Annotated in this window: 19 protein-coding genes; 4 read left to right on the top strand and 15 right to left on the bottom strand. The window is 67.9% G+C overall.

Annotated elements, in window-relative coordinates:
• Positions 1-168 precede the first annotated feature (168 nt).
• Positions 169-1,158: an AAA family ATPase gene (locus G3N61_RS31380; RefSeq protein WP_205824349.1), complete on the bottom strand. Its 990-nt coding sequence runs from the start codon at positions 1,156-1,158 to the stop codon at positions 169-171.
• A 187-nt stretch (positions 1,159-1,345) separates the two neighbouring features.
• Here G3N61_RS31380 and G3N61_RS31375 point away from each other — a divergent pair, with 187 nt between their 5' ends.
• A complete protein-coding gene (locus G3N61_RS31375; RefSeq protein ID WP_205824348.1) occupies positions 1,346-2,098 on the top strand; it encodes an IclR family transcriptional regulator in 753 nt (250 codons plus the stop codon).
• Between the two features lie 32 nt (positions 2,099-2,130).
• Here the strand turns inward: G3N61_RS31375 and G3N61_RS31370 are convergent, their stop codons facing one another.
• The 7 genes from G3N61_RS31370 to G3N61_RS31340 all read right to left on the bottom strand — a co-directional run bounded on the left by G3N61_RS31370 (position 2,131) and on the right by G3N61_RS31340 (position 13,718).
• Positions 2,131-3,078 carry a DmsC/YnfH family molybdoenzyme membrane anchor subunit gene (locus G3N61_RS31370; RefSeq protein WP_205824347.1) on the bottom strand — a complete coding sequence of 316 codons (948 nt, stop codon included), beginning with the start codon at positions 3,076-3,078 and terminating at the stop codon, positions 2,131-2,133.
• A 39-nt stretch (positions 3,079-3,117) separates the two neighbouring features.
• Positions 3,118-3,864: a 4Fe-4S dicluster domain-containing protein gene (locus tag G3N61_RS31365; RefSeq protein WP_043179359.1), complete on the bottom strand. Its 747-nt coding sequence runs from the start codon at positions 3,862-3,864 to the stop codon at positions 3,118-3,120.
• Between the two features lie 16 nt (positions 3,865-3,880).
• On the bottom strand, positions 3,881-6,817 hold the full coding sequence (locus G3N61_RS31360) for a molybdopterin oxidoreductase family protein (RefSeq protein WP_205824346.1): 2,937 nt from the start codon (positions 6,815-6,817) through the stop codon (positions 3,881-3,883).
• Positions 6,818-7,041: 224 nt separating this feature from the next.
• Complete coding sequence (locus G3N61_RS31355; RefSeq protein ID WP_043179361.1) at positions 7,042-8,463, bottom strand: amino acid permease; 1,422 nt, start codon at positions 8,461-8,463, stop codon at positions 7,042-7,044.
• Between the two features lie 178 nt (positions 8,464-8,641).
• Positions 8,642-10,057: an FAD-binding oxidoreductase gene (locus G3N61_RS31350; protein ID WP_043179362.1), complete on the bottom strand. Its 1,416-nt coding sequence runs from the start codon at positions 10,055-10,057 to the stop codon at positions 8,642-8,644.
• Between the two features lie 573 nt (positions 10,058-10,630).
• Positions 10,631-11,935 (bottom strand): MFS transporter, encoded by a 1,305-nt coding sequence (locus G3N61_RS31345; RefSeq protein WP_205824345.1) that lies wholly within the window; start codon positions 11,933-11,935, stop codon positions 10,631-10,633.
• Positions 11,936-12,062: 127 nt separating this feature from the next.
• The gene (locus G3N61_RS31340) at positions 12,063-13,718 is read right to left on the bottom strand and encodes a choline dehydrogenase (protein WP_205824344.1); all 1,656 of its coding nucleotides are present in this window, start codon (positions 13,716-13,718) and stop codon (positions 12,063-12,065) included.
• A gap of 186 nt (positions 13,719-13,904) precedes the next feature.
• On the opposite strand from G3N61_RS31340, the gene G3N61_RS31335 reads away from it, so the two are divergent.
• Positions 13,905-14,729: an IclR family transcriptional regulator gene (locus G3N61_RS31335; RefSeq protein ID WP_205824343.1), complete on the top strand. Its 825-nt coding sequence runs from the start codon at positions 13,905-13,907 to the stop codon at positions 14,727-14,729.
• Positions 14,730-14,864: 135 nt separating this feature from the next.
• Here G3N61_RS31335 and G3N61_RS31330 read toward each other — a convergent pair whose 3' ends face one another.
• The 5 genes from G3N61_RS31330 to G3N61_RS31310 all read right to left on the bottom strand — a co-directional run bounded on the left by G3N61_RS31330 (position 14,865) and on the right by G3N61_RS31310 (position 18,622).
• Positions 14,865-15,188: a hypothetical protein gene (locus tag G3N61_RS31330; protein WP_205824342.1), complete on the bottom strand. Its 324-nt coding sequence runs from the start codon at positions 15,186-15,188 to the stop codon at positions 14,865-14,867.
• A gap of 421 nt (positions 15,189-15,609) precedes the next feature.
• Positions 15,610-15,864, bottom strand: coding sequence for a hypothetical protein (locus tag G3N61_RS31325; protein ID WP_205824341.1), 255 nt, complete (start codon positions 15,862-15,864; stop codon positions 15,610-15,612).
• Between the two features lie 79 nt (positions 15,865-15,943).
• Positions 15,944-16,966 (bottom strand): DUF2891 domain-containing protein, encoded by a 1,023-nt coding sequence (locus tag G3N61_RS31320; RefSeq protein ID WP_043179372.1) that lies wholly within the window; start codon positions 16,964-16,966, stop codon positions 15,944-15,946.
• 19 nt (positions 16,967-16,985) lie between these two features.
• Entirely contained in the window at positions 16,986-17,936 is a 951-nt protein-coding gene (locus tag G3N61_RS31315) for a DUF979 domain-containing protein (protein WP_043179373.1), read from the bottom strand.
• Positions 17,933-18,622, bottom strand: a complete 690-nt coding sequence (locus G3N61_RS31310; RefSeq protein ID WP_089453282.1) for a DUF969 domain-containing protein — start codon at positions 18,620-18,622, stop codon at positions 17,933-17,935. The genes G3N61_RS31315 and G3N61_RS31310 overlap by 4 nt, the downstream gene beginning before the upstream one ends.
• A 336-nt stretch (positions 18,623-18,958) precedes the next feature.
• Between G3N61_RS31310 and G3N61_RS31305 the strand changes: the two genes are divergently transcribed.
• Entirely contained in the window at positions 18,959-19,183 is a 225-nt protein-coding gene (locus tag G3N61_RS31305; protein ID WP_011355611.1) for a hypothetical protein, read from the top strand.
• Between the two features lie 76 nt (positions 19,184-19,259).
• On the opposite strand, the gene G3N61_RS31300 is transcribed toward G3N61_RS31305, so the two are convergent.
• Both G3N61_RS31300 and G3N61_RS31295 read right to left on the bottom strand, forming a co-directional pair.
• Entirely contained in the window at positions 19,260-19,688 is a 429-nt protein-coding gene (locus tag G3N61_RS31300; RefSeq protein WP_205824340.1) for a hypothetical protein, read from the bottom strand.
• A 137-nt stretch (positions 19,689-19,825) separates the two neighbouring features.
• Entirely contained in the window at positions 19,826-20,419 is a 594-nt protein-coding gene (locus G3N61_RS31295; RefSeq protein ID WP_205824339.1) for a hypothetical protein, read from the bottom strand.
• A 26-nt stretch (positions 20,420-20,445) separates the two neighbouring features.
• Here G3N61_RS31295 and G3N61_RS39775 point away from each other — a divergent pair.
• A partial coding sequence (locus G3N61_RS39775; RefSeq protein ID WP_346778598.1) for a response regulator occupies positions 20,446-20,790 on the top strand: 345 nt, incomplete at its 3' end.

Raw genomic sequence — 20,790 nt, 5'->3', positions numbered from 1 at the left:
GGGCCGCGTGCGGGCGCAGGTGCGGCGCATGGCTAGGCCGCGGCCTTAGGTCGCGGCACACGAGGCCCGCACGGTAATGCAGCGCCGCGTCACGCGTCAGCGCGCGCACGGTCGACGCGCCCAGCGCTTCGCGCGCCGATGCGCGGCGCGCGGCGTCGCGATCGGCGCTCACCGCCCCGCTCCCGGCTCGCCGCCGCCGGCGCGCGACGCGACCGCCAGTTCCTCGCCGAAACAGCGCTGGTAATACTCGGCGACGACCGGCCGCTCCGCGTCGTCGCATTTGTTCAGGAACGTGAGCCGGAACGCGAGCGCCGGATCGCGGAAGATCTGGCAGTTCTCGGCCCAGTTGATCACCGTGCGCGGCGACATCAGCGTCGACAGGTCGCCGGTCGCGAAGCCGTTGCGCGTCAGTTCCGCGAGGCTCACCATCGATTCGAGCAGCGGGCGGCCGGCTTCGTCCGCGAGTTCCGGCACGCGCGCGCGCACGATGCTGATCTCCTCGTCGCGCGGCAGGTAGTCGAGCGTCGCGACCACGTTCCAGCGATCCATCTGCGCATGGTTGAGCATCTGCGTGCCGTGGTAGAGCCCGTTCAGGTTGCCGAGCCCGACCGTGTTCGCGGTCGCGAACAGCCGGAACGACGGATGCGGGTGGATCACGCGGTTCTGGTCGAGCAGCGTGAACTTGCCGTCGCGTTCGAGAATCCGCTGGATCACGAACATCACGTCCGGCCGCCCTGCATCGTATTCGTCAAAGATCAGCGCGACCGGACGCTGCAGCGCCCACGGCACGATCCCTTCCTGGAATTCGGTCACCTGCACGTCGTCGCGCACGACGATCGCATCCTTGCCGACGAGGTCGAGGCGGCTGATGTGGCCGTCGAGGTTCACGCGCACGCACGGCCAGTTCAGCCGTGCCGCGACCTGCTCGATATGCGTCGACTTGCCGGTGCCGTGCATCCCCTGCACGAGCACGCGGCGATTGCGCGCGAACCCCGCGAGGATCGCGAGCGTGACGTCCGGGTTGAAACGGTACGCGTCGTCGATATCGGGCACGTGATCGTCGCGCGCGCTGAACGCGGGCACCATCAGGTCCGATTCGAACCCGAACCGTTCGCGGACCGACACCATGCAGTCCGGCTTGTTCGCCACCCCATCCATTGCGTTGCGCTCCTGTCGTTGCGTATTGCGCGGACGTCGATCGTCGTGCCCGCGTCAGTCGTATTTACGGAACGATTCGTTCCGTTGCCGAAAATGCGTGCCGGATTCCATCGATCCCGGCCCCGTGCGGCCGGCCTGTCGGGCCGTTCGGTACAATGGCCGCAGTCCAGTTTCCGGAACGCCTGCCATGCTGCCCGCGGATACGCCCACGCTGCGCGCCTTCGCGCTGCTCGAACATCTCGTCCAGGCCGGCGATGCCGTGTCGCTCGCCGATCTCGCGCGTGAAGTCGATATCCCGAAGGCGTCGCTGCACCGGATGCTCGCATCGCTCGAAGCCGGCGGGCTCGTGATCCGCGAGCCGGGCCGCAAGAACGCGTACGCGATCGGCCCGCGCCTCGCACGGCTCGGCACCGGCGTGATGCTGCATGCGGGCGCGCGCCGGCTGCGCCACGCGATCCTCGAACGGCTGGTCGCCGATCTCGGCGAAACCTGCAACCTGACCGCGCTGCACGACACGGAAGTCGTCTATCTCGACCGCGTCGAGGCCGACTGGCCGCTGCGGCTCGACCTGAAACCCGGCTCGCGCGTGCCCGCGCACTGCAGCGCCAGCGGCAAGCTGCTGCTCGCGCTGCTGCCGCGCGACGAACGCGCCGCGCTGGTGCGCGCGCTGACACTGCCACGCTACACCCCGAACACGATCTCGGATCCCGAACTGCTCGAAGCCGAACTCGACCGCACCGCGCACAAGGGCGTCGCGATCGACAACGAGGAATTCGTCGCGGGCATCGTGTGCATCGCGGCACCGATCGTCGGCGACGACGGCGCGTGTATCGCCGCGGTCGCCGTGCATGCGCCCGTGTCGCGCGCCCCGCTGTCGCGACTGCTCGACCACGTGCCGCGCCTGCAGGAAGCGGCTCGCGCGCTCGCGGCAACGTTCTAGTTCCCGCACGGCGTGGACGCGCACACGCAACGTCACGACGCGCGCTGGTAGTAGATGTTCTGCGGATGCCGCGCATCCGCGAAGAAGAACCAGCGTTCCGCGACCAGCCCCGCATACTGGATCACGAACGCCGCGCCGAGCGCGACCGCCGCCGCGACCGATGTCGGCGCGAGCGCGCCCGCGCCGGTCAGCACGAACGGCACCGCGAATGCGCCGATCAGGAAGCCCGCCTTCACCGCGCGCAGCGTGCCGTTGCCCTGCCCGTGAAAGAACTCCCGCGTATTGAACGCGCTGGCCGTGAAGCCGCGCGACTTCTGCTCGACCTTCGCATTGCGGATCCCGGTCGCGCTCTGCACGGTCGACTTCGGCCGCAACCGCGCATTGCGTGCGAGCGACGCGAGCCGTGTGACACAGCCCGCGAGCGTCAGCACGCACGCGGCCACGGCGAGCCGGCCGACCAGCGCCGGCGCGAGCCAAGCGGCGCAGGCCGTCGCCAGCGTGCAGCCCGACGCGCAACCGAGCAGCACGAAGTTCACGAGCGTCAGCGGGCTCGCCCATTCCTGCAGGAAGCGCAGGCACGCGTAGATCATCGCGGTACACACGAACAACGCGACGCTCGCGAGCGCGCCCGCCGCACCGATCAGCAACGTGCCGGGCCAGCCGAACAGGTGTGCCGCGCCATACGCGAATGCGCACGCGAGAAACACCGGCAGTGCGATGCATTCACGCGACAGCCACGACGTGCGCCACATCGCGATCGCGCGCCATGCGCGTTCGGGGTGGCCGAGATGGAAGAACGACGCGAACAGGCCGAGCACGCCGAGCGCGACCGACAGCGCCGCGCCCGTCACGTAGAACGCGGCGGCCACGTCGATGCCGGCCAGCCGCGTGAGCGCCTCGACGATCACGAGCGTCAGCAACAGGCCCTGTGCGGCGCCGCACAGCGTGGTGAGGAAAACGACCGAAAAGGCTGGGCGCATGGGAACTCCGTTTTTTCGTATGAGTGAAGGGCTTCGCGCTCAGCGCTGCGTCGCGAGCGACACGAGATTGATGTCGCCACGCGCCGCACGGCCTTCAAACGACTCGTCTTCATCGACGCCGACCGACCCGCTGCCGCACCCGCCGCTACTCCCGCAACCGCACGACGCTTCGGTCTTCACGCGCGGCAGGTAATGGTTCGACGGCCGCGTGCCCCATTCGGGCATCAGCTGATAACCGCCGCGTTCGCGAATCGCGCGCGACACGTCCGACTCGGGATCGTGCACATCGCCGAACAGCCGCGCCGACGTCGGGCACGCGAGCACGCAGGCCGGTTTCCGGTCGCGTTCGGGCAGCGCCTCGTTGTCGATGCGGTCCGCGCACAGCGTGCACTTCGTCATCTCCTTGCGGCCTTCATCGAGCTCGCGCGCGCCGTACGGGCAGGCCCACGCGCAGTACTTGCAGCCGATGCACTTGTCGTAGTCGACCAGCACGATGCCGTCCGACTTGCGCTTGTAGCTCGCGCCGGTCGGACAGACGGGCACGCACGGCGGATCCTCGCAGTGCAGGCACGATTTCGGGAAGTGGATCGTGTCGGTCATCGGGAACACGCCCGCTTCGTAGGTCTGCACGCGGTTGAAGAACGTGCCGGACGGATCGTCGTCGTACGGGCGCATGTCGGCGAGACTGCCGGCTTCGCCCGACGTGTTCCATTCCTTGCAGCTCGTCACGCAGGCATGGCAGCCGACGCATACGTTCAGGTCGATGACGAGGGCCATCTGGGTCATGGTTGCGCTCCTTCGATCAGCGGTCGTCAGACTGCGGGCCGGCCGACGTCGCGCGCCGCAGCCGCGCGGCGAATGCGCCGGTTCCCGCGAAATACGCCTGCACGCGCTGCAGCACGCGCGGCGTGCCCGGCAGCGCCGGCATCGGCGCGAACTGCGGCAAGGTCGTCGCCGCATCGGCTTCGGCCGGATAGATCCGCACCTGCACGTCGTACCAGCCGGCCTGCCCCGTGATCGGATCGGAATTCGACATGCGCGCGCCGTCGCGCGCCGCATCCGGCAGCTCGTCGGTAATCACGTGGTTCAACAGGAAGCCGCGCTGCGACTCGCCCGCTTGCGGCCCGAGGTTCCACGCGCCGGCCGCCTTGCCGATCGCGTTCCAGGTCCACACGGTGCCGGGCTCGACCGCCTCGCTGTAGCGCGCGCGGCACCGCACCTTGCCCCACGGCGATTCGACGTAGATCCACGCGCCGTCGTCGATCTGTTGCGCGGCGGCCGTCACCGGGTTCACGAACAGGTGGTTCTCGCCGTGGATCTGCCGCAGCCACGCGTTCTGCGAATCCCACGAGTGATACATCGCCATCGGCCGCTGCGTGATCGCCGCGAGCGGATAGCGGCCCGCATCGGTCAGCCCGCTCTCGAGCGAGCGATGCCAGAACGGCAGCGGATCGAAATAGCGCGCGATGCGCTCGCGCAGATGGTCGGGCGGCTGGCGGCCCGACGTGCGGCCCTGCGCGGCGAGCCGGAATTTCTGCATCACGTCCGAGTAGAGCTGGATCACGATCGGCACGCCGAACTTGCGCATCCCGTTGTCGACTGCCCACTGCATGTACGGGCCGTTGCAGTTGCGCATGTACTGCAGCGGCTCCGGCAGCCGGTGGTGATACACGCAGTTGTTCTCCGCGTAGCGCTTCCACTGGTCGGGATTCGGCTCGCCGACGACGGCCTTGTCGCCGTCCTTGCCGCGCCAGCCGATCAGGAAGCCGGTGCCGGAATTCGGCGCGGTCTGGAAGTTGATGACGAAATCCGGATAGTCGCGGTACTTGCGCTGCCCGTCCGCGGTCGTGAAGGCCGGAAACTTCAGCCGGCTCGCGAGCTCGATCAGCACTTCCTGGAACGGTTTGCATTCGCCGGTCGGCGGCACGACCGGCACGCGCACCGAGTCGACCGGCCCGTCGAATTCGGAGATCGGCCGGTCGAGCACCGACATCACGTCGTGTCGTTCGAGGTAGGTCGTGTCGGGCAGGATCAGATCGGCGAACGCCGTCATTTCCGACGCGAACGCATCGCACACGACGAGGAACGGAATCCGGTATTCGCCGTCGTCGCGCTTGTCGACCAGCATCTTGCGCACTTCCGTCGTGTTCATCGACGAATTCCATGCCATGTTGGCCATGAAGATCAGCAGCGTGTCGATAGGATAGGGATCGCCGCGCCACGCGTTGGTGATCACCGAGTGCATCAGCCCGTGCACCGCGAGCGGGTATTCCCACGAGAATGCCTTGTCGAGCCGCGCGGGCGTGCCGTCCGGATGGACGAACAGGTCCTCGGGGCCTGCCGGCCAGCCGAGCGGGCCGGTGGCGAGCGGCGTGTTCGGCTTGATCTGCGCCGGGTCGTTCGGCGGTTTCGCCGACGGCGGCACCGCGCGCGGATACGGCGCCTTGTGCCGGAAGCCGCCTGGCCGGTCGATCGTGCCGAGCAGCGACATCAGCACGGCAAGCGCGCGGATCGTCTGGAAGCCGTTCGAATGCGCGGCGAGCCCGCGCATCGCATGGAACGCGATCGGCACGCCCTTCACCGAGGCGTGCTCCTTGCCCCACGAATCGGTCCAGCGCACCGGCAGCTCGATCGCGTGCTCGCGCGCGACCGTCTCCATCTCGCGCGCCAGGCGGCGGATCGTGTCGGCCGCGATGCCGGTGATCCCGGCCGCCCATTCGGGCGTGCACTCGGCCACCTGTTCGCGCAGCAGCGTGAACGACGGCGCGACGGGCGTGCCGTCGTCGAGCGTATAGCGGCCGTCGAGCGCCGGCTCCGCGCCGTCCGTGTGATGCAGCACCGCGCGGTTCGTCTTCGTGTCCCACCACATCCGGTTCTGCGGATACAGCGCGTTGACCTCCGGCGCGCCGGCGTCGCGCACGAACAGCCCGAACGTGTCGGCACCGTCGCGCTGATCGACCAGCTCGGCCGCATTCGTGAAGCGCGACACGAATTCGAGGTCGAACGCATCGCGCGCGATCAGCTCGTGCATCAGCGCCATGAACAGCGCGCCGTCGGTGCCGGGGCGAATCGGAATCCATTCGTCGGCAATCGCCGCGTAGCCGGTGCGCACCGGATTGATCGCGATGAAGCGCCCGCCCGCGCGCTTGAACTTGCCGAGCGCGATCTTCAGCGGATTCGAGTGGTGATCCTCCGCGGTGCCGATCATGAAGAACAGCTTCGCATGGTCGAGATCGGGGCCGCCGAATTCCCAGAACGAGCCGCCGATCGTGTAGATCATCCCGGCCGCCATGTTCGCCGAGCAGAACCCGCCGTGCGCCGCATAGTTCGGCGTACCGAACTGTTTCGCGAACAGGCCGGTGAGCGCCTGCATCTGGTCGCGGCCCGTGAACAGCGCGAACCGCTTCGGGTCGGTGGCGCGCAGGTGCGCGAGGCGCTTTTCGAGCACGTCGAACGCAACCTCCCACGACACCGGCTCGAACTGCGCGTCACCGCGCTCGGCGCCCGGCTTGCGCATCAGCGGCTGCGTGAGCCGCGCGGGCGAATACTGCTTCATGATTCCCGACGAACCTTTCGCGCAGATGACGCCCTGGTTCAGCGGATGCGCGGGATTGCCGTCGATATAGCGGACTTCGCCGTCGCGCAGGTGCACGCGGATGCCGCAGCGGCACGCGCACATGTAGCACGTCGTCGTCTTGATCTCGGCCTGCTCGTCGCGCTCGCGTGCCCGATGTTCCATCGTCTGTCCTCGTTCGCGGATGAGGGCGCGCCCCGCCGGGGCGCACCCGTGAATCGGTTCATCCATGCTATGCCGGCACGCGGCCGACATAAAGTCGCATCCTCTGATCGGTGCTATCGGTCGGCCCGATAGTTGCCCCGGCCATCCATCGGCTCGGGCGAGAAGCCGCATGCGCGAAGGCCCGGCTTGCGGGCCGGGCCTTCGGCGTCATGCGTGACCGCGCATTACCGCGGCGGATAGGCGAGCAGTTCGCTGTCGTCGAGATGCTCGCGGCGGCTGCGGCGCGTCAGCCCGTAGGCGACGACCAGCACGCCCAGGCTGGCGACGCCGAGCCACAACGGCTTGCGCTGGTCCGGGATGAACGCCATCGCGACGAGGATGCCGACCATGCCGACGATCGCAACCCAGGTGAGGTACGGGTATGCCCACATCTTGACGCGCAGCTTGCTGGCGGCCACCGGGTCGAGACGCTTGCGCAGGCGCAGTTGCGAGAACGCGATCAGCACGTACACGAACAGCGCGACGGTGCCGTACGAGTTGACGAGGAATGCGAACACGGTATCGGGCGACACGTACGACATCACCACCGACACGTAGCCGAACACCGTGCCGAGCAGGATCGCGCGCACCGGCACCCCGCGCTTGTTGACCTTCGCGAGCGCGGCCGGCGCGTCGCCGTGGCGGGTCAGCGCGAACAGCATCCGCGACGCCGCATAGAGGCCCGAGTTGAGCGCGGACAGCACCGCCGTCAGCACGATCGCGTTCATCACGTTGGCGGCAGCCGGCAGGCCCATCACCTCGAGTGCGCTCACATACGGCGTGGCCATCTGATGCGAATTCCACGGTACCAGCGCGACGACGAGCGCCACCGAGCCGACATAGAACACCAGCACACGCGTGATCACCGAATTGGTGGCCTTCGCGACCGCTTTCGCCGGTTCCTTGGCCTCGGCCGCCGCGATCGTGACGATTTCCGCGCCGAAGTAGAAGCCGGTGGCCGCGACCGCCCCGCTCATCACCGGCCCGATGCCGAGCGGCATGAAGCCGCCGTGGCCGAGCAGCGTCGGCAGCACGGACGTGGTGTGCATCGACGCGGGCCACAGGCCGAGCACGTAGAGGCCGCCGAGGAACAGGAACACGACGATCGCGCCGACCTTGATCGACGAGAACCAGAATTCGAACTCGCCGTAGCTGCCAACCGAGATCAGGTTCGTGAGCGTCAGCACGACCAGCAGCGCGAGGCTGATGATCCACGCCGGCGTATCGGGCAGCCAGAACTGGATCAGCTTGGCGCCGGCCACCGCTTCGAGCGCGACGACGATCACCCAGAAATACCAGTACATCCAGCCGGTCAGGAAGCCCGCCATCTTGCCGGGCCCACGCCAGTTGCCGAACGCGAGCCGCGCGTATTCGTAGAACGAACCGACGGCCGGCATCGCACAGGCCATCTCGCCGAGCATCCGCATCACGAGCACGACGAGCCCGCCCGTGATCAGGAACGACAGGATCGCGGCCGGCCCGGTCTGCTGAATCACCACACCGCTGCCGACGAACAGCCCGGCACCGATCACGCCGCCAAGCGCAATCATCGTCATGTGGCGCTGCTTGAGCCCACACTTCAGGTCACTCTGGTTCGAGGGTTGCATGTCTTCTCCATATCCAGTTGTCCGGACGCCGCCCGCGCGCCACCGTCGGGTGAGCGCGGGCGCCGCCGGCGACGGCGCGTGCAGGGGCGCCTGCAGCCCCGGCCGCACGGATTTCTGTTGCTTTTCTTGTGTTGGACGGCCCGGCGCGTTGCATCACGCCGGGCGAGGTGCACGTCGTTCAGGGCTTTTCGTCGTTCCTGAAGTACGACAGGTAGAGCATCCGCTGCCCGATGCGCCGGAATGGCGCGAACGGGTGGCCAGGCAGCGGCGACGTGAAGATCGGCAGCGTCTGGCGTGCGCCCTTCCCCGCGATCTGCTCGGCCAGCCGGCGGCCGGCCTGCTGCGAGTACGACACGCCGTTGCCGCCGTAGCCGAGCGCGTAGTACACCGACTGCCGCGGGTCGGGCTGGCACACGCGCGGCATCATGTCGTGGCTGACGTCGACCCAGCCCCACCATGAATAATCGATCTGCACGCCGCGCAGCGCGGGAAACTTGCGCGCCATCCCTTCCTTCAGCAATTCGAAGTGACGCGGGTTCGGCGCATCGTCACCGGTGATCGCGCTGCGGCTGCCGATCTGCAAGCGACGATCGGGCAGGAACCGGTAGTAGAAGCGCAGCGTACGCGTATCGGTCAGCACCTGCGTCGTGCGGAAATTGCACGCGTCGATCTCCGCGTCGGTGAGCGGGCGCGTGACCATCGAGTTCGACAGGATCGGCATCACCTTGCTGCGCAGCGACGGATGCAGCGTCTGCGCGGTGTACGCGCCGGTCGCGATGCCGACCGCGCGGGCCCGCACGACGCCGCCCGGCGTGCGCAGGTGATGCACGCCGTCGATCGTCTCGAAGCCGAGCACGGGGCTGCTCGTATGCACCTTCGCGCCGGCTTCGCGCGCGAGGCGCAGGTAGCCGAACGCGAGCTTCAGCGCATGGATGCCGATGCCTTCCGGCTCGTGCAGCGCGCCGGCTGCCTCGTGGTCGTTGAGGAATTCGCGGCGAAAGGTTTCCGCGCTCAGCAGTTCCGACGGATAGCCGAACACGTCCTTCCACACCTTCGCCTCGGCCGCGAGCTTCGCCATGATGCGCGGACGATGCGCGATCAGGAAATGGCCGCCCGGCTGCGGATCGCAGTCGATTTCCGACACCAGCGACTTGAAGTGGTCGAAGCCTTCGAGGATCTCGTCGTGCATCTTCAGCGCGACGTCCTTGCCCCAGCGCTCGATCCACTGCGAGCGCGACAGCCGGCCCGACGCGTTCTGCCCCTGCCCGCCGTTGCGGCTGCTGCAGCCCCAGCTCGTGCGGTTGGCTTCGAGCACGACGGCCTTGATGCCGTGGTCCCGAGCAAGGCACAGCGCGGTTGCGAGGCCCGTGTAGCCGGCGCCGATGATCGCGACGTCGACATCGAGATCGCGCGTGACGGGGCCGTCGTCGGGCGGCGGGGTGCCGGCCGTCGCGACCCAGTAGGTCGGCGCGTACTGCTTGCCGCACCCGGGCCCCGGCGACACGAGCGGATCGTAGGTCGGGTCGTAACGCGTATCGTTCGACCGGCCGCCGGCGAAGCCGCTCGCGGTGCGTTCGATGGAAGGGGTCGACATGGTCAGCCCTCCGACGCGGGCTTGCCTGCCGCGCCGCAACGGGCGTACGAGGCGATTCGATGGACTGATGCGGGGCGCGCGCGCGCCGCGCGGGCCAATGCTGCCGACTGCCTGTTGGTCATGCCTGTCTCCTGATCGTTCTCTTCGGGTCGATCGTGTGCAGATGCTTCAATGCAGCGATCTGTCGAGGAAAGTGTAGGCAGGCCGTTTTTTCGGAGGTAGGGCCAGTGGACCGGATTCGCTTGGACCAGCGCGCGGGACGGCGGGCGGCGGGCGGCGGGCGACCGGTGGACGGCAACGGTCGAAAGGGATCAGCGACACGGGCCCGACGCCGCCGGACGATCGGAATGCCGAATGGCGGGCAGCCAGCAGACGGCGTCGGTCAACAAGGATCAACGGTGCGGGTGCAACGCCGCCGGACGGCCATGACGCCGAACGGCGGGCCACCGCGAGCGACCGGCAGACGGCGTCGGTGAGTGGCAGTCAGCGGCGCAGGCATGACCCCGCAAGAAGACCAGGGCGCCGATACGGCCCCACGCCGCGCCGCCCCCTCCCCATCCGCCCCGCCCGCCGTCACATCGCGCGCACCGCGACGCCGTCCATCCCGCCGCGCCTCTCGATCGCCCGCGCGGACACGATCGACAGGAGTGCAGACAACATCACGTAAACCCCGACGAGCCACGGCGCACCGCCGTTCACGCGCAGCAATGCGGTCGCGACGATCGGCGTGAGGCCGCTCGCGAAGATGCCCGACACCTGGTAGACGAACGAGATGCCCGTGTAACGCACGTTCGCGTCGAACAGCTCCGCGAACAGCGCGGCCTCCGGCCCGTACGCCATCGCATAGAAGATCCCGAACGGGATCACCAGCGCGAGCCACACGGCGAGCAGGTTGGTCGACTGCGTCTGCAGCAGCCAGAACGCGGGCAGCACCGACAGCCCGCACAGCGTCGCGCCCCACCGGTACACACGGGCGCGGCCGAGCCGGTCCGACAGGCTGCCGAACACGGGGATGAACACGCACATCACGACTGCCGCGCTCATCACGCCGAGCAGCGCGTCGCCGCGCGAGATCGACAGGTTGCGCGTCATGTAGCCGATCGAGAACACCGCGAACACGTTGAAGAACACGCCGTCGATATAGCGTGCGCCCATCCCGAGCAAGATCGCCTGCCGATAATTCGCAAGCAGTTCGACGACCGGCAACTTCGTATCGCGCCGCTGGCGTTTGAGCGCGACGAACTCGGGCGTATCGGCCACGCGCGTGCGGATGTAGAAGCCGACCGCGACCAGCAACAGCGACGCCGCGAATGCGACGCGCCAGCCCCACGCGAGAAATGCGGCGTCCGGCAACGCACGCGACAGCGCCGCGACCACGCCGGCCGCGAGGCACAGTCCGATCGCGAGGCCGATCTGCGGCAGGCTCGCATACAGCCCGCGCCGGTGCGGCGGTGCGTACTCGTAGGCCATCAGCACCGCGCCGCCCCACTCGCCGCCGAGGCCGATGCCCTGCAGCACGCGCAGCGTCAGCAGCAGCACCGGCGCCCACATGCCGATCTGCGCATAGGTCGGCAGGAATGCGACGCCGGCCGTCGACACGCCCATGATCAGCATCGTCAGGATCAGCGCGGACTTGCGCCCGACGCGGTCGCCGAGATGGCCGAACAGCAGGCCGCCGAGCGGCCGCGTGACGAAGCCGACTGCGAACGTCGCATACGCGAGCATCGTCGACACGAACGCGTCGCCGGACGGAAAGTACTGCTTGTCGAACACGATGCCGGCGACCACGCCGTACAGGAAAAAGTCGTACCACTCGACGGTCGCGCCGATCACGCTGGCCGCGGCCACGCGTCGGACGACCCGGGAATCGATTGCCATGCGAGCTTCTCCAGGTAAGGATGCGCCGCAACCTGCCCCGGCGCCGTGCCGGCGGGGGCATCGATAAACGCGCGGCGGCCGTCCGGGCGCAGGAGCACGGGCCACGCGGGTGATGCGTGGCGAGGCCCTACGCGAGCGCCTCGGCGGCCGATGCGACGCCATGACCGCGATCGGCCGCGCGCGCGTCTTCGAGGATCATGTCGGACGCCTTCTCGGCGACCATCACGATCGGCACGTTGGTATTGCCCGATACGAGGGTCGGCATGATCGAACAGTCGACCACGCGCAACCCGCGCGTGCCGTACACGCGCAGCCGCTCGTCGACAACTGCGAGCGGATCGCTCGCGACGCCCATTTTCGCGGTGCCGGACGGATGGAAGATCGTCTGCCCGTATTCGCGGCAGAACTCGAGCAGTTCATCGTCCGTCTGCGCGTCCGCGCCCGGCCGCACCTCGCGCTTCATCAGCGGCGCCATCGGCTCGGTGGCCGCGACGCGTCGCGCGAAGCGCACGCCGGCCACCGTCGTGCGGCGGTCGCGCTCGGTGTCGAGATAGTTCGGCTGGATCGACGGTGCATCGCGCGCATCGTCGGTGCGGATGCGCACGGTGCCGCGCGATTCCGGGCGCAGCTGGCAGATCGAATACGTGCAGCCGGGAAACGGGTGCACGCTGCCGCCCGCCGAATCGGCCGACAGCGTCGAGAAATGGAACTGGATGTCGGGCGTCGCCGATTCGTCCGGCAGCGCACGACAGAACATGCCGCCCTGGTTGATGCCGATCGCGAGCGGGCCGCCGCGGAACAGCGCCCATTGCAGCCCCATCTTCGCGCGGCCGACCCATGAATGCAGTTCGTCGTTGGTCGTGATCGGCTTCGTCACTTCGTAGATCAGACGAATCTGCAAATGATCCTGCAGGTTCTCGCCGACGCCCGCGCGATCGGCGACGACCGGAATCCCGTGCCGGTTCAGCAGCGCGGCCGGCCCGACGCCCGACACCTGCAGCAGTTGCGGCGACTGCAGCGCACCGGCCGCGAGGATCACCTCGCGCAACGCGCGCACCTCGTGCACCTTGCCGTGCTGCACGTAGCGCACGCCGCACGCCTGCGTGCCGTCGAACAGCACCTTCAGCGCCTGCGCATCGGTTTCGACATGCAGGTTCGGCCGCCCGCGCGCAGGCTTCAGGTAGGCCACCGCCGTCGAGCAGCGCAGCCCGTTGCGCGTGGTGAGCTGGTAATAGCCGACGCCTTCCTGGTCGCCCGTGTTGAAATCGTCGACCGTACGCACGCCGAGCTTGTTCGACGCGGCGACGAACGCATCGACGAGCTCGTGCCGTTGCCGGATCGCGGACGCCCACAGCGGGCCGCCGGTGCCGCGCGTCGGCCCTTCTCCGAGCGTGTTGTGTTCGAGCCTGCGGAAATACGGCAAACAGTCGCGCCAGCTCCAGCCGCGATTGCCGAGCGCGGCCCAGTGGTCGTAGTCCTGCTGCTGCCCGCGCACGTAGATCAGTCCGTTGATCGAACTGCAGCCACCGAGCGTGCGGCCGCGCGGCCAGTACAGGCGGCGGTTGTGCATGTTCGGATCGGGATCGGTGTGGAAGCCCCAGTTGTACACGGGGTGGAACATCGTCTTGCCGTACCCGATCGGCACGTGGATCCACATGTAGTTGTCGGCGGGGCCGGCTTCCAGCAAGCACACCGTATGGCGGCCGCCGTCGGACAGCCGGTTGGCGAGGACGCAACCAGCCGATCCCGCGCCGACCACGACATAGTCGAAGCTGCGTGTCATTCCGTGTCTCCGTTCCGGGGTATTGGAAAAATCCGGTATGTTTCGTCCAAATTTATGGAGCACACGGAACGCATACAAGCCGATTTATTGTCCACGCCGCGAATGTGGTACAAAAACCGTTCAATTCGTTTCATTTCCATCGCACAACCATCCCGGGACGCACGCCGATCCCGACGAAGGAGACACATGCGCGAAACCGCCCCCGCGCCGCCCGACGGCGCGCCCGCCGACGACGCGCGCGTCCTGCGCGCCCTCGCGGTGCTCGAAGCGCTCGCGTCGGCCGGCCAGCCGTACACGCTGTCGCAACTCGCCGCGCGGCTGCACATTCCAAAGGCGACGCTGCTGCGGCTGATCGAATCGCTCGAAACGCGCGGCTACGTGATCCACATGCCCGACTCGCGCGGCCACGACCGCGGCATTGCGCTCGGCCCGCGCGCCGCGCAGTTCGCGCTCGCGGCGCTGTCGAACAACACCTTCACGCGCGGCTGCCGCTCGGTGCTGCGTTCGCTCGTCGACGTGCTCGGTGAGACCTGCAACCTCACCGCGCTCGACGGCGACACGGTGCTGTATGTGGAGCGCGTCGAGACGACCGAGCCGCTGCGGCTCGAGATGCGGCCCGGCATGCGCGTGCCGCTGCATTGCACGGCGAGCGGCAAGCTGTTCCTGTCGCAAATGAATGCGCTGGAGCGCAACGCGATGCTCGCGCGGCTCACGCTGAAGAAGATGACCTACCGGACGCTGACCGATGCGCAGTTGCTCGCTGCCGAACTCGACCGGCTCGCGGCGCGCGGTGTCGGGATCGACAACGAGGAATTCGTGCGCGGGATGGTGGCAGTTGCGGTGCCGGTGAAGGATGCCGCGAGTGGCCGCGTGCTCGCAGCGCTTGCCGTGCATGCGCCGACCGCGCGGGCGACGCTCAGCGACCTGCTGGAGAACGTGCCGAAGATGCGGGAAGCGGCGACGCGGCTCGCGCCGCTGCTGAATGCGGCCGAGGGTGTACCGCCGGGTTGATGAGGCTGCGCGCGGCCATGCAGTCACGCAGTCACGCAGTCACGCAGTCACGCAGTCACGCAGTCACGCAGTCACGCAGTCACGCAGTCACGCAGTCACGCAGTCACGCAGTCACGCAGTCACGCAGTCACGCAGTCACGTGAGGTGATAACGCAGCCAGAAAGTTTCGCGGCATGCGTTGTCGAACGTCATCCTCGTCGGACCGATTGGCTGCGCATCGGGATGGCGAAGCACGTCGTAGTCGATCCAGCATTCGGCACACAGCAGATCGGACGGCGCGCGGTCCTGCTCGACCGAGCGGCGCACGATCGCGCCGTTGTCGAAGCGGTATTCGGTTTCGTCGCGCGTGACCTCGACGTCGTCGTCGGTCCAGCGGTCGTGCGACGTCGCGTGAGACACGATCGACACCGGGCCCGCGAGCCCGTGGATCGCGGCAACGTAGGAAATGAGCTTGTCCATGGCGAGGCGGCGAACGAATGGATGGCCGCCTCGCGCAATACGCATGGAACGAGGCAACCCGAGCGCCGAGTATAGCCGCGCGCCGAAGACCTTGCCGCCGGCGGGGTTTCGTGCGCTACACCGCCCGCACCAGCAACGCGAACGTTGCGAGCCAGCGCTTGCTCGCGCAACCCTACCCGGGGCATCGCGCTCGGCCCGCGCGCGACGCTCGGCGATTGGCGATTGGCGATTGGCGCTCGGCGCTCGGCGCTCGGCGATTGGCGATTGGCGGGAGAACGTACCGACGATGCGGGAAGCGGCGACGCGGTTCGCGCCAGGAAATGGGTGATGCGGACAACACCCCGCTCATGCCTGATCCGTGAGCAGCATGTCTCGGCACATCCGCTTCCCGGTTCGGCAACGAGTCGCTCAGCCCCGCTGCTCACTCGGCATCGCGCAAATACGATCGCAACATTTCAACGAGTTCATCCTGTGAATAGTGAAACTCGTCCCCTGCACCCATTCCTCCAATCGTATCGAGCAAGGTGTCGAGCCGCCGGTCACGGTACCGATACGCCCGGGCATCGAGCGCTTCGGTGTACACATATCGCGCGCACCTGTCCGGGTCATAGGGTTGCGTTTCGATGAACGTCATGATTGCCGTCACCCAGGCCCGTTTTTCGTCACGTTGATCCATCGTCCGCTCCTGCATGCACCCTCCATCGCTCGGCTGCCGCGACAGGCGAAAAACCCGTCTTGTCGCAGCACCCGCCGCGCTACGCCTCCAGCGCGAGCACCGCGAACGTCGCGAGCCAGTGCTCGCCCATGTAGTCGCCGGCCACGTGCGCGAGCGCGCTCGCGAGATGCCGGTCGGCCGCATCGAGCAGCTTCGCGCGTCGCGCATCGCCTTCCGGCAGCGCGCCGGCCAACGCACGCTGGCACCACGCGCGGCTCAAGTTGAGCCCGTCGAGGTGCGCGATCTTGCCGTCACTGCGATCGCTGACCGTCGCCGGCTCGAACAGCGTCGCCGGCTCGCCGCGCGCGAGATCGGGCAGGAAGCGTGCGAACCAGCCGTCGAATTCGGCGGCCGGCAGCACGCGCCGCATCAGCTCCGCCTCCATCAACGCCGGCGACAGGAATTCGTCGCCCGACGGCTCCCACGCCTGGCATGCGACATCGTTCAGGTGCCAGCGCTTCGCGGTATCGACGATCAGCGCCGCGAGCCCGTCGCGCTGCGTGTCGCGCGCGAAATCGAGCGCGAGTGACAGCGCGAACGCGGTGTTGAAGTGCGTGCCGACACGCAGCGGATAGGTCGCTTTCGGCAGGAAGGTTTCGAAGCGCGCCACGAACAGGTCGGTGAGCGGCGCCATCGTCTTCGCCCAGCGCGCGGCCTGCGGCAGCGCGCCCTTCAGCGCGAGCCGCTCGAGTTGCGCGGAGAGCGCGAGCAGCCACGCCCAACCGTATGGCCGCTCGAAGCCGCTGTTGTGCGGCAGCGCGAGATACGCGCGCTCGCCGGCGACGTTCGCGTCGGTGAAGTGCGCATCGACGATCGCGATGATGCGTTCGGCCTCGGGCAAGGCCGGGTAGCGTTCGAGCACGCGCAGCACGAGCCAGTAGCCGTGCACGCACGAGTGCCAGTCGTAGCTGCCGTAGAAGATCGGGTGCAGCGCGCGCGGCCCCTGCACGTCGTGCGGCCCTTCGAGCGAATGCGTGAGCTTGTTCGGATATTCGCGGGTCAGGTGCGCGAGCGCGAGCGACGCGAATGTCGAGGCGAGTTCGGGCGTGAGTCGGTCGGTCATGGGCATCTCGTCCTTCGAGTCAGAAGCGGAATACGAACGCGTACATCAGCAGCGTGTTCACGGCGAGCAGCAGTACGGCCGTCGGCCACTGCGCCTTGATCACGCCGTTCTTGTCCTTCAGTTCGAGCAGCGCCGCCGGCACGATGTTGAAGTTCGCGGCCATCGGCGTCATCAGCGTACCGCAGAAACCGCTCAGCATCCCGATCGCGCCGACGATCGCCGGGTTGCCGTGGAACTGGTGGACGATCAGCGGCAGGCCGATGCCGGCCGTCATCACGGGGAACGCGGCGAAGCCGTTGCCCATGATCATCGTGAACAGCGCCATGCCGACCGTGTAGGCCGCGACCACCGCGAACGGCGAATCGATCGGCACCCACGCCTTCACGAGCCCCGACACCACGCCGCCGACGCCCGCGACCGCGAACAGCGCACCGAGCGCCGCGAGCATCTGCGGCAGGATCGCGGCCCAGCCGACCGCGTCCATCGTGTGGCGTGCCTCCTTCACCGCATGCACCGGCGAATCGCGCAGCATCGCGAGCGCGACGGCGAACGCGACGAGCGTGCCGAGTACGAGCGAGATCAGCGTTACGCTCTTCTGATCAACGAACGGCACCAGCTTCAACGCGAACGTGCCGATCAGCGTGACGACCGGAATCAGCAGCGCGGGCAGGAACAGCGTGTTGCCGAAACGCTGCGCGAGCGTTTCGCGCCGCACGGCCGCGGCCTCCCCGGCTTCATCGGACTTGCCGCGCCCGAGCTTGCCCGAACCGGCAATCACCGCGAGCGCGATCGCGAGGCAGCCCGTCACGAAATGCGGCAGCAGCGCGCCGAACAGGAACGTGACCGCGTAGATCGCCCAGAACGCGAAATTGACGATGCGGCGCGGGTTCGTGCGGTCCGTCAGGTTGAAGCATGCGAACGCGGCGAACATCAGCCCCGCGAGCGTGTACAGCGATTCGAGGCCGATCATCGCGCGCCCTCCTGCGCGAGCAGGCCGAAGCCGCGCGCCAGCCGGCGGTCGAGCAGCGCGAGGCGCGCGCAGTGGATCAGCAGCGCGGCGATCGCGGTCGGGATCGCCCACACCGACAGATGCAGCGGCTCGATGGAGATCCCGTTCTGTTCGAGAAAGCCCTTGATCAGCAGGATCGACTGGATCGCGATGAAGATGTCCTCGCCGAAGAACACGGCGACGTTGTCGGCAGCCGACGCATGCGCGCGGATCTGCTGGCGCACCGACTCGGGCAGCTCGCCGTGCCGGTTGACGGCGGCGGCCTCGGCCATCGGCGCGATCAGCGGCCGCACCATCTGCGCATGGCCGCCGAGCGACGTGAGGCCGAGCGCGGCGGTCGCCTGGCGCAGCACGAAATACAGCATCAGCACGCGGCCCGTGGTGGCCGCCTGCACGCGCGAGATCATCCGCTTCGCCTGCTCCTTGAGCCCGTTGCGCTCGAGCAGCGCGATCACCGGCAGCGTCAGCCAGATGAGCCCCATGTAGCGGTTGTCGGTGAACGCCTTGCCGAACGCGCTGACGATGTCGACCAGATTCAGCCCGCCCGCCAGCCCCGTCGCGAGCCCCGCGATCGTGACCACCAGCAGCGCATTGAAGCGCAGCGCAAAACCGATCACGACGATCGGCACCCCAATCAGCACCAGCATTGCTCCTCCTTGTAGCGAACGCGCGGCGCCGTGACAACGCGCCGCCTGCCCGGTTTCGACCGGGCTCGGACGGCGCAATCTAACACGAGACTTTATCGACAAATAGTCGACAATTTGCTGCTTCGGGTAAACGTTGAAGCGTGCGGATACCGTGCCCGGGCCATGTGTCGCCGGTGTTTCATCCGAGGAAACGGTGGTCGGCCGGCCGGCACGGGCGCGCCGGTCGCGGCTCGCCCGTACGCGTTCCGGGGCAGCGTGCGGCGGCCCGCCGCGCGTGGCGGAGCCCCGGTGCGCCGACTAAACTGGAAAGCATCGGCAACGGACGGGAGAGCCGCCATGATTGACGTATTCCAGACCATCGGCAGCCGCGCGTTCTCCGCTCATCTGGCGAAGGACGGGATGGTGACGCTGATGGAGCAACGCCATGAGGTCGATCGCGTGACGCTCGCGACCGCGTATGCCGCGCTCGTCGAGGAGTCCGAGCAGGAAACCGACCTGCTCGACGCGACGGTCGAAGGGATGATGCGCGCGCTGATCCAGGGCTACGCGCGCAGCCATTGATGGCGCGGCCGCGCACCGGGTGCGCGGCCGGTTTTCGCCCGCGCCCGTTGAAGTTGACGACGGGCTTGCGCGGGCGCTACGCGGCCGGCGTGCCGGCGCCCATGTCGAACCACCGGCCCGCGCGCAATTGCCGGTAGTCGGCCTGCGTGAAGATCCTCAGCAGGTTCGCGACGGCACCGTTGCTGGCACGGTCGAGTTCCGTCATGAACGCTTCGACGTCGTCGCGGCCGGCAAACAGGATCGTGCTGAAATAGCGTTCGCGTTCCGTGTCGGACAGGTTCGTTGCGCTCAGCTGGTACGGATGGTGAAGCGCCGCGTACAGGAAGTAAAAGCGCTCGGCGTCGTCACTCAGCACGCGCACCGCGTCGGGATCGACCGGAAAATCGCGGTAGAACGACGCGTGTCCGCTTTCGATGTTGATCCGGTACAGCAACCCGCCGTCGCGCTCGATCACGATCGGCGCGAGTGGGTCGCGGCTGACGAGTAGGGTGTCGGGCGCGGTCATCGCGAACGCCACGCGATGCGGTTGCCCGCCCCCGTCCGGATGGCGTGCCGTCGTCCGTCTGTGAAAGCCATCTGTAGTGATTCCCCGTCTGCCGGAAAAAGTGCTGCGCGACGCTGCCGGTCGCACGCCAGCCGATGCTAGCGCCGGTCGTAAACCAGGCGCAGCAGAAAATACACGGGATAAGCCACCGCCATGACGATCAGCGTGGCCTCGTGCCCCGACGCCGATTCCGCGCAACGGCGCACGAACCGCTCGGAGCCGAACAGTCCGATTGCAACCAGCAGCACGCCGCCGATCAGAAACGCGGCGAGCAGCCCGATGCCCCACCCCGGCCAGTTGCCCGCCGGCGCGGCAGACAGGACAAACGCGCTGCCGCCCGCGAAGGCAGCACCGAGCGTCACCAGATAGCTGCGGCAATACGTGGCGCTGATGTCACGGTCTCTCTTTCCGTACCCCATGCTGCGTGGCGGCCGTTCTTGTTGTCGAAGGCGCCACGGTAACATGTCCGCTTCGTCGGCCCATGCCCTTTGCCCGCCCGAAACACCGCGCAGCCATGGAGGAAACGCACTGAAACGGCACCATGCGCAAATTTTTCGATTGCCGCCGCCCGCGCCGCATGACAGCATGCGGGCGTCGCCAACCGAAAAGAATGCCGTGCCGTCCGGCCGCCGATGCCGCCCGGCGGCGCCGAACAGGCAGCCCCTTCCATGAACCCGGCCCACCTCCAACATTACGAACCGACCGGAGAATTCCGCTTGTGAACATCGGCATCGTCAACGACCTCCCGCTTGCCGTCGAGGCGATGCGCCGCGCGATCGCGCGCCGGCCCGAGCACCGCGTGCTGTGGGTCGCGACCGACGGCGCGCAAGCCGTCGAGCTGTGCGCCGCGCAGCCGCCCGATGTCGTGCTGATGGACCTGATCATGCCGAAATTCGACGGGATCGAAGCAACGCGGCGGATCATGCGATCCGAACGACCGTTGCGGGCACGGGATGGACAGATCGATTCTAGGCGCGTAGTGTTTGGCGAAATTGCCATATCACCCACGTTTTCAGCCAATCGCCATGCCTGCCGCTCCGCGTTCGATCCTGATCCTCGCGTT

The organism is Burkholderia sp. Ac-20349 (assembly GCF_017104865.1).
Classification (GTDB): Bacteria; Pseudomonadota; Gammaproteobacteria; order Burkholderiales; family Burkholderiaceae; genus Burkholderia; species Burkholderia aenigmatica.
Note: the sequence above shows the minus strand (reverse complement) of the source record. Positions and strands in the feature narration are given on the sequence as shown.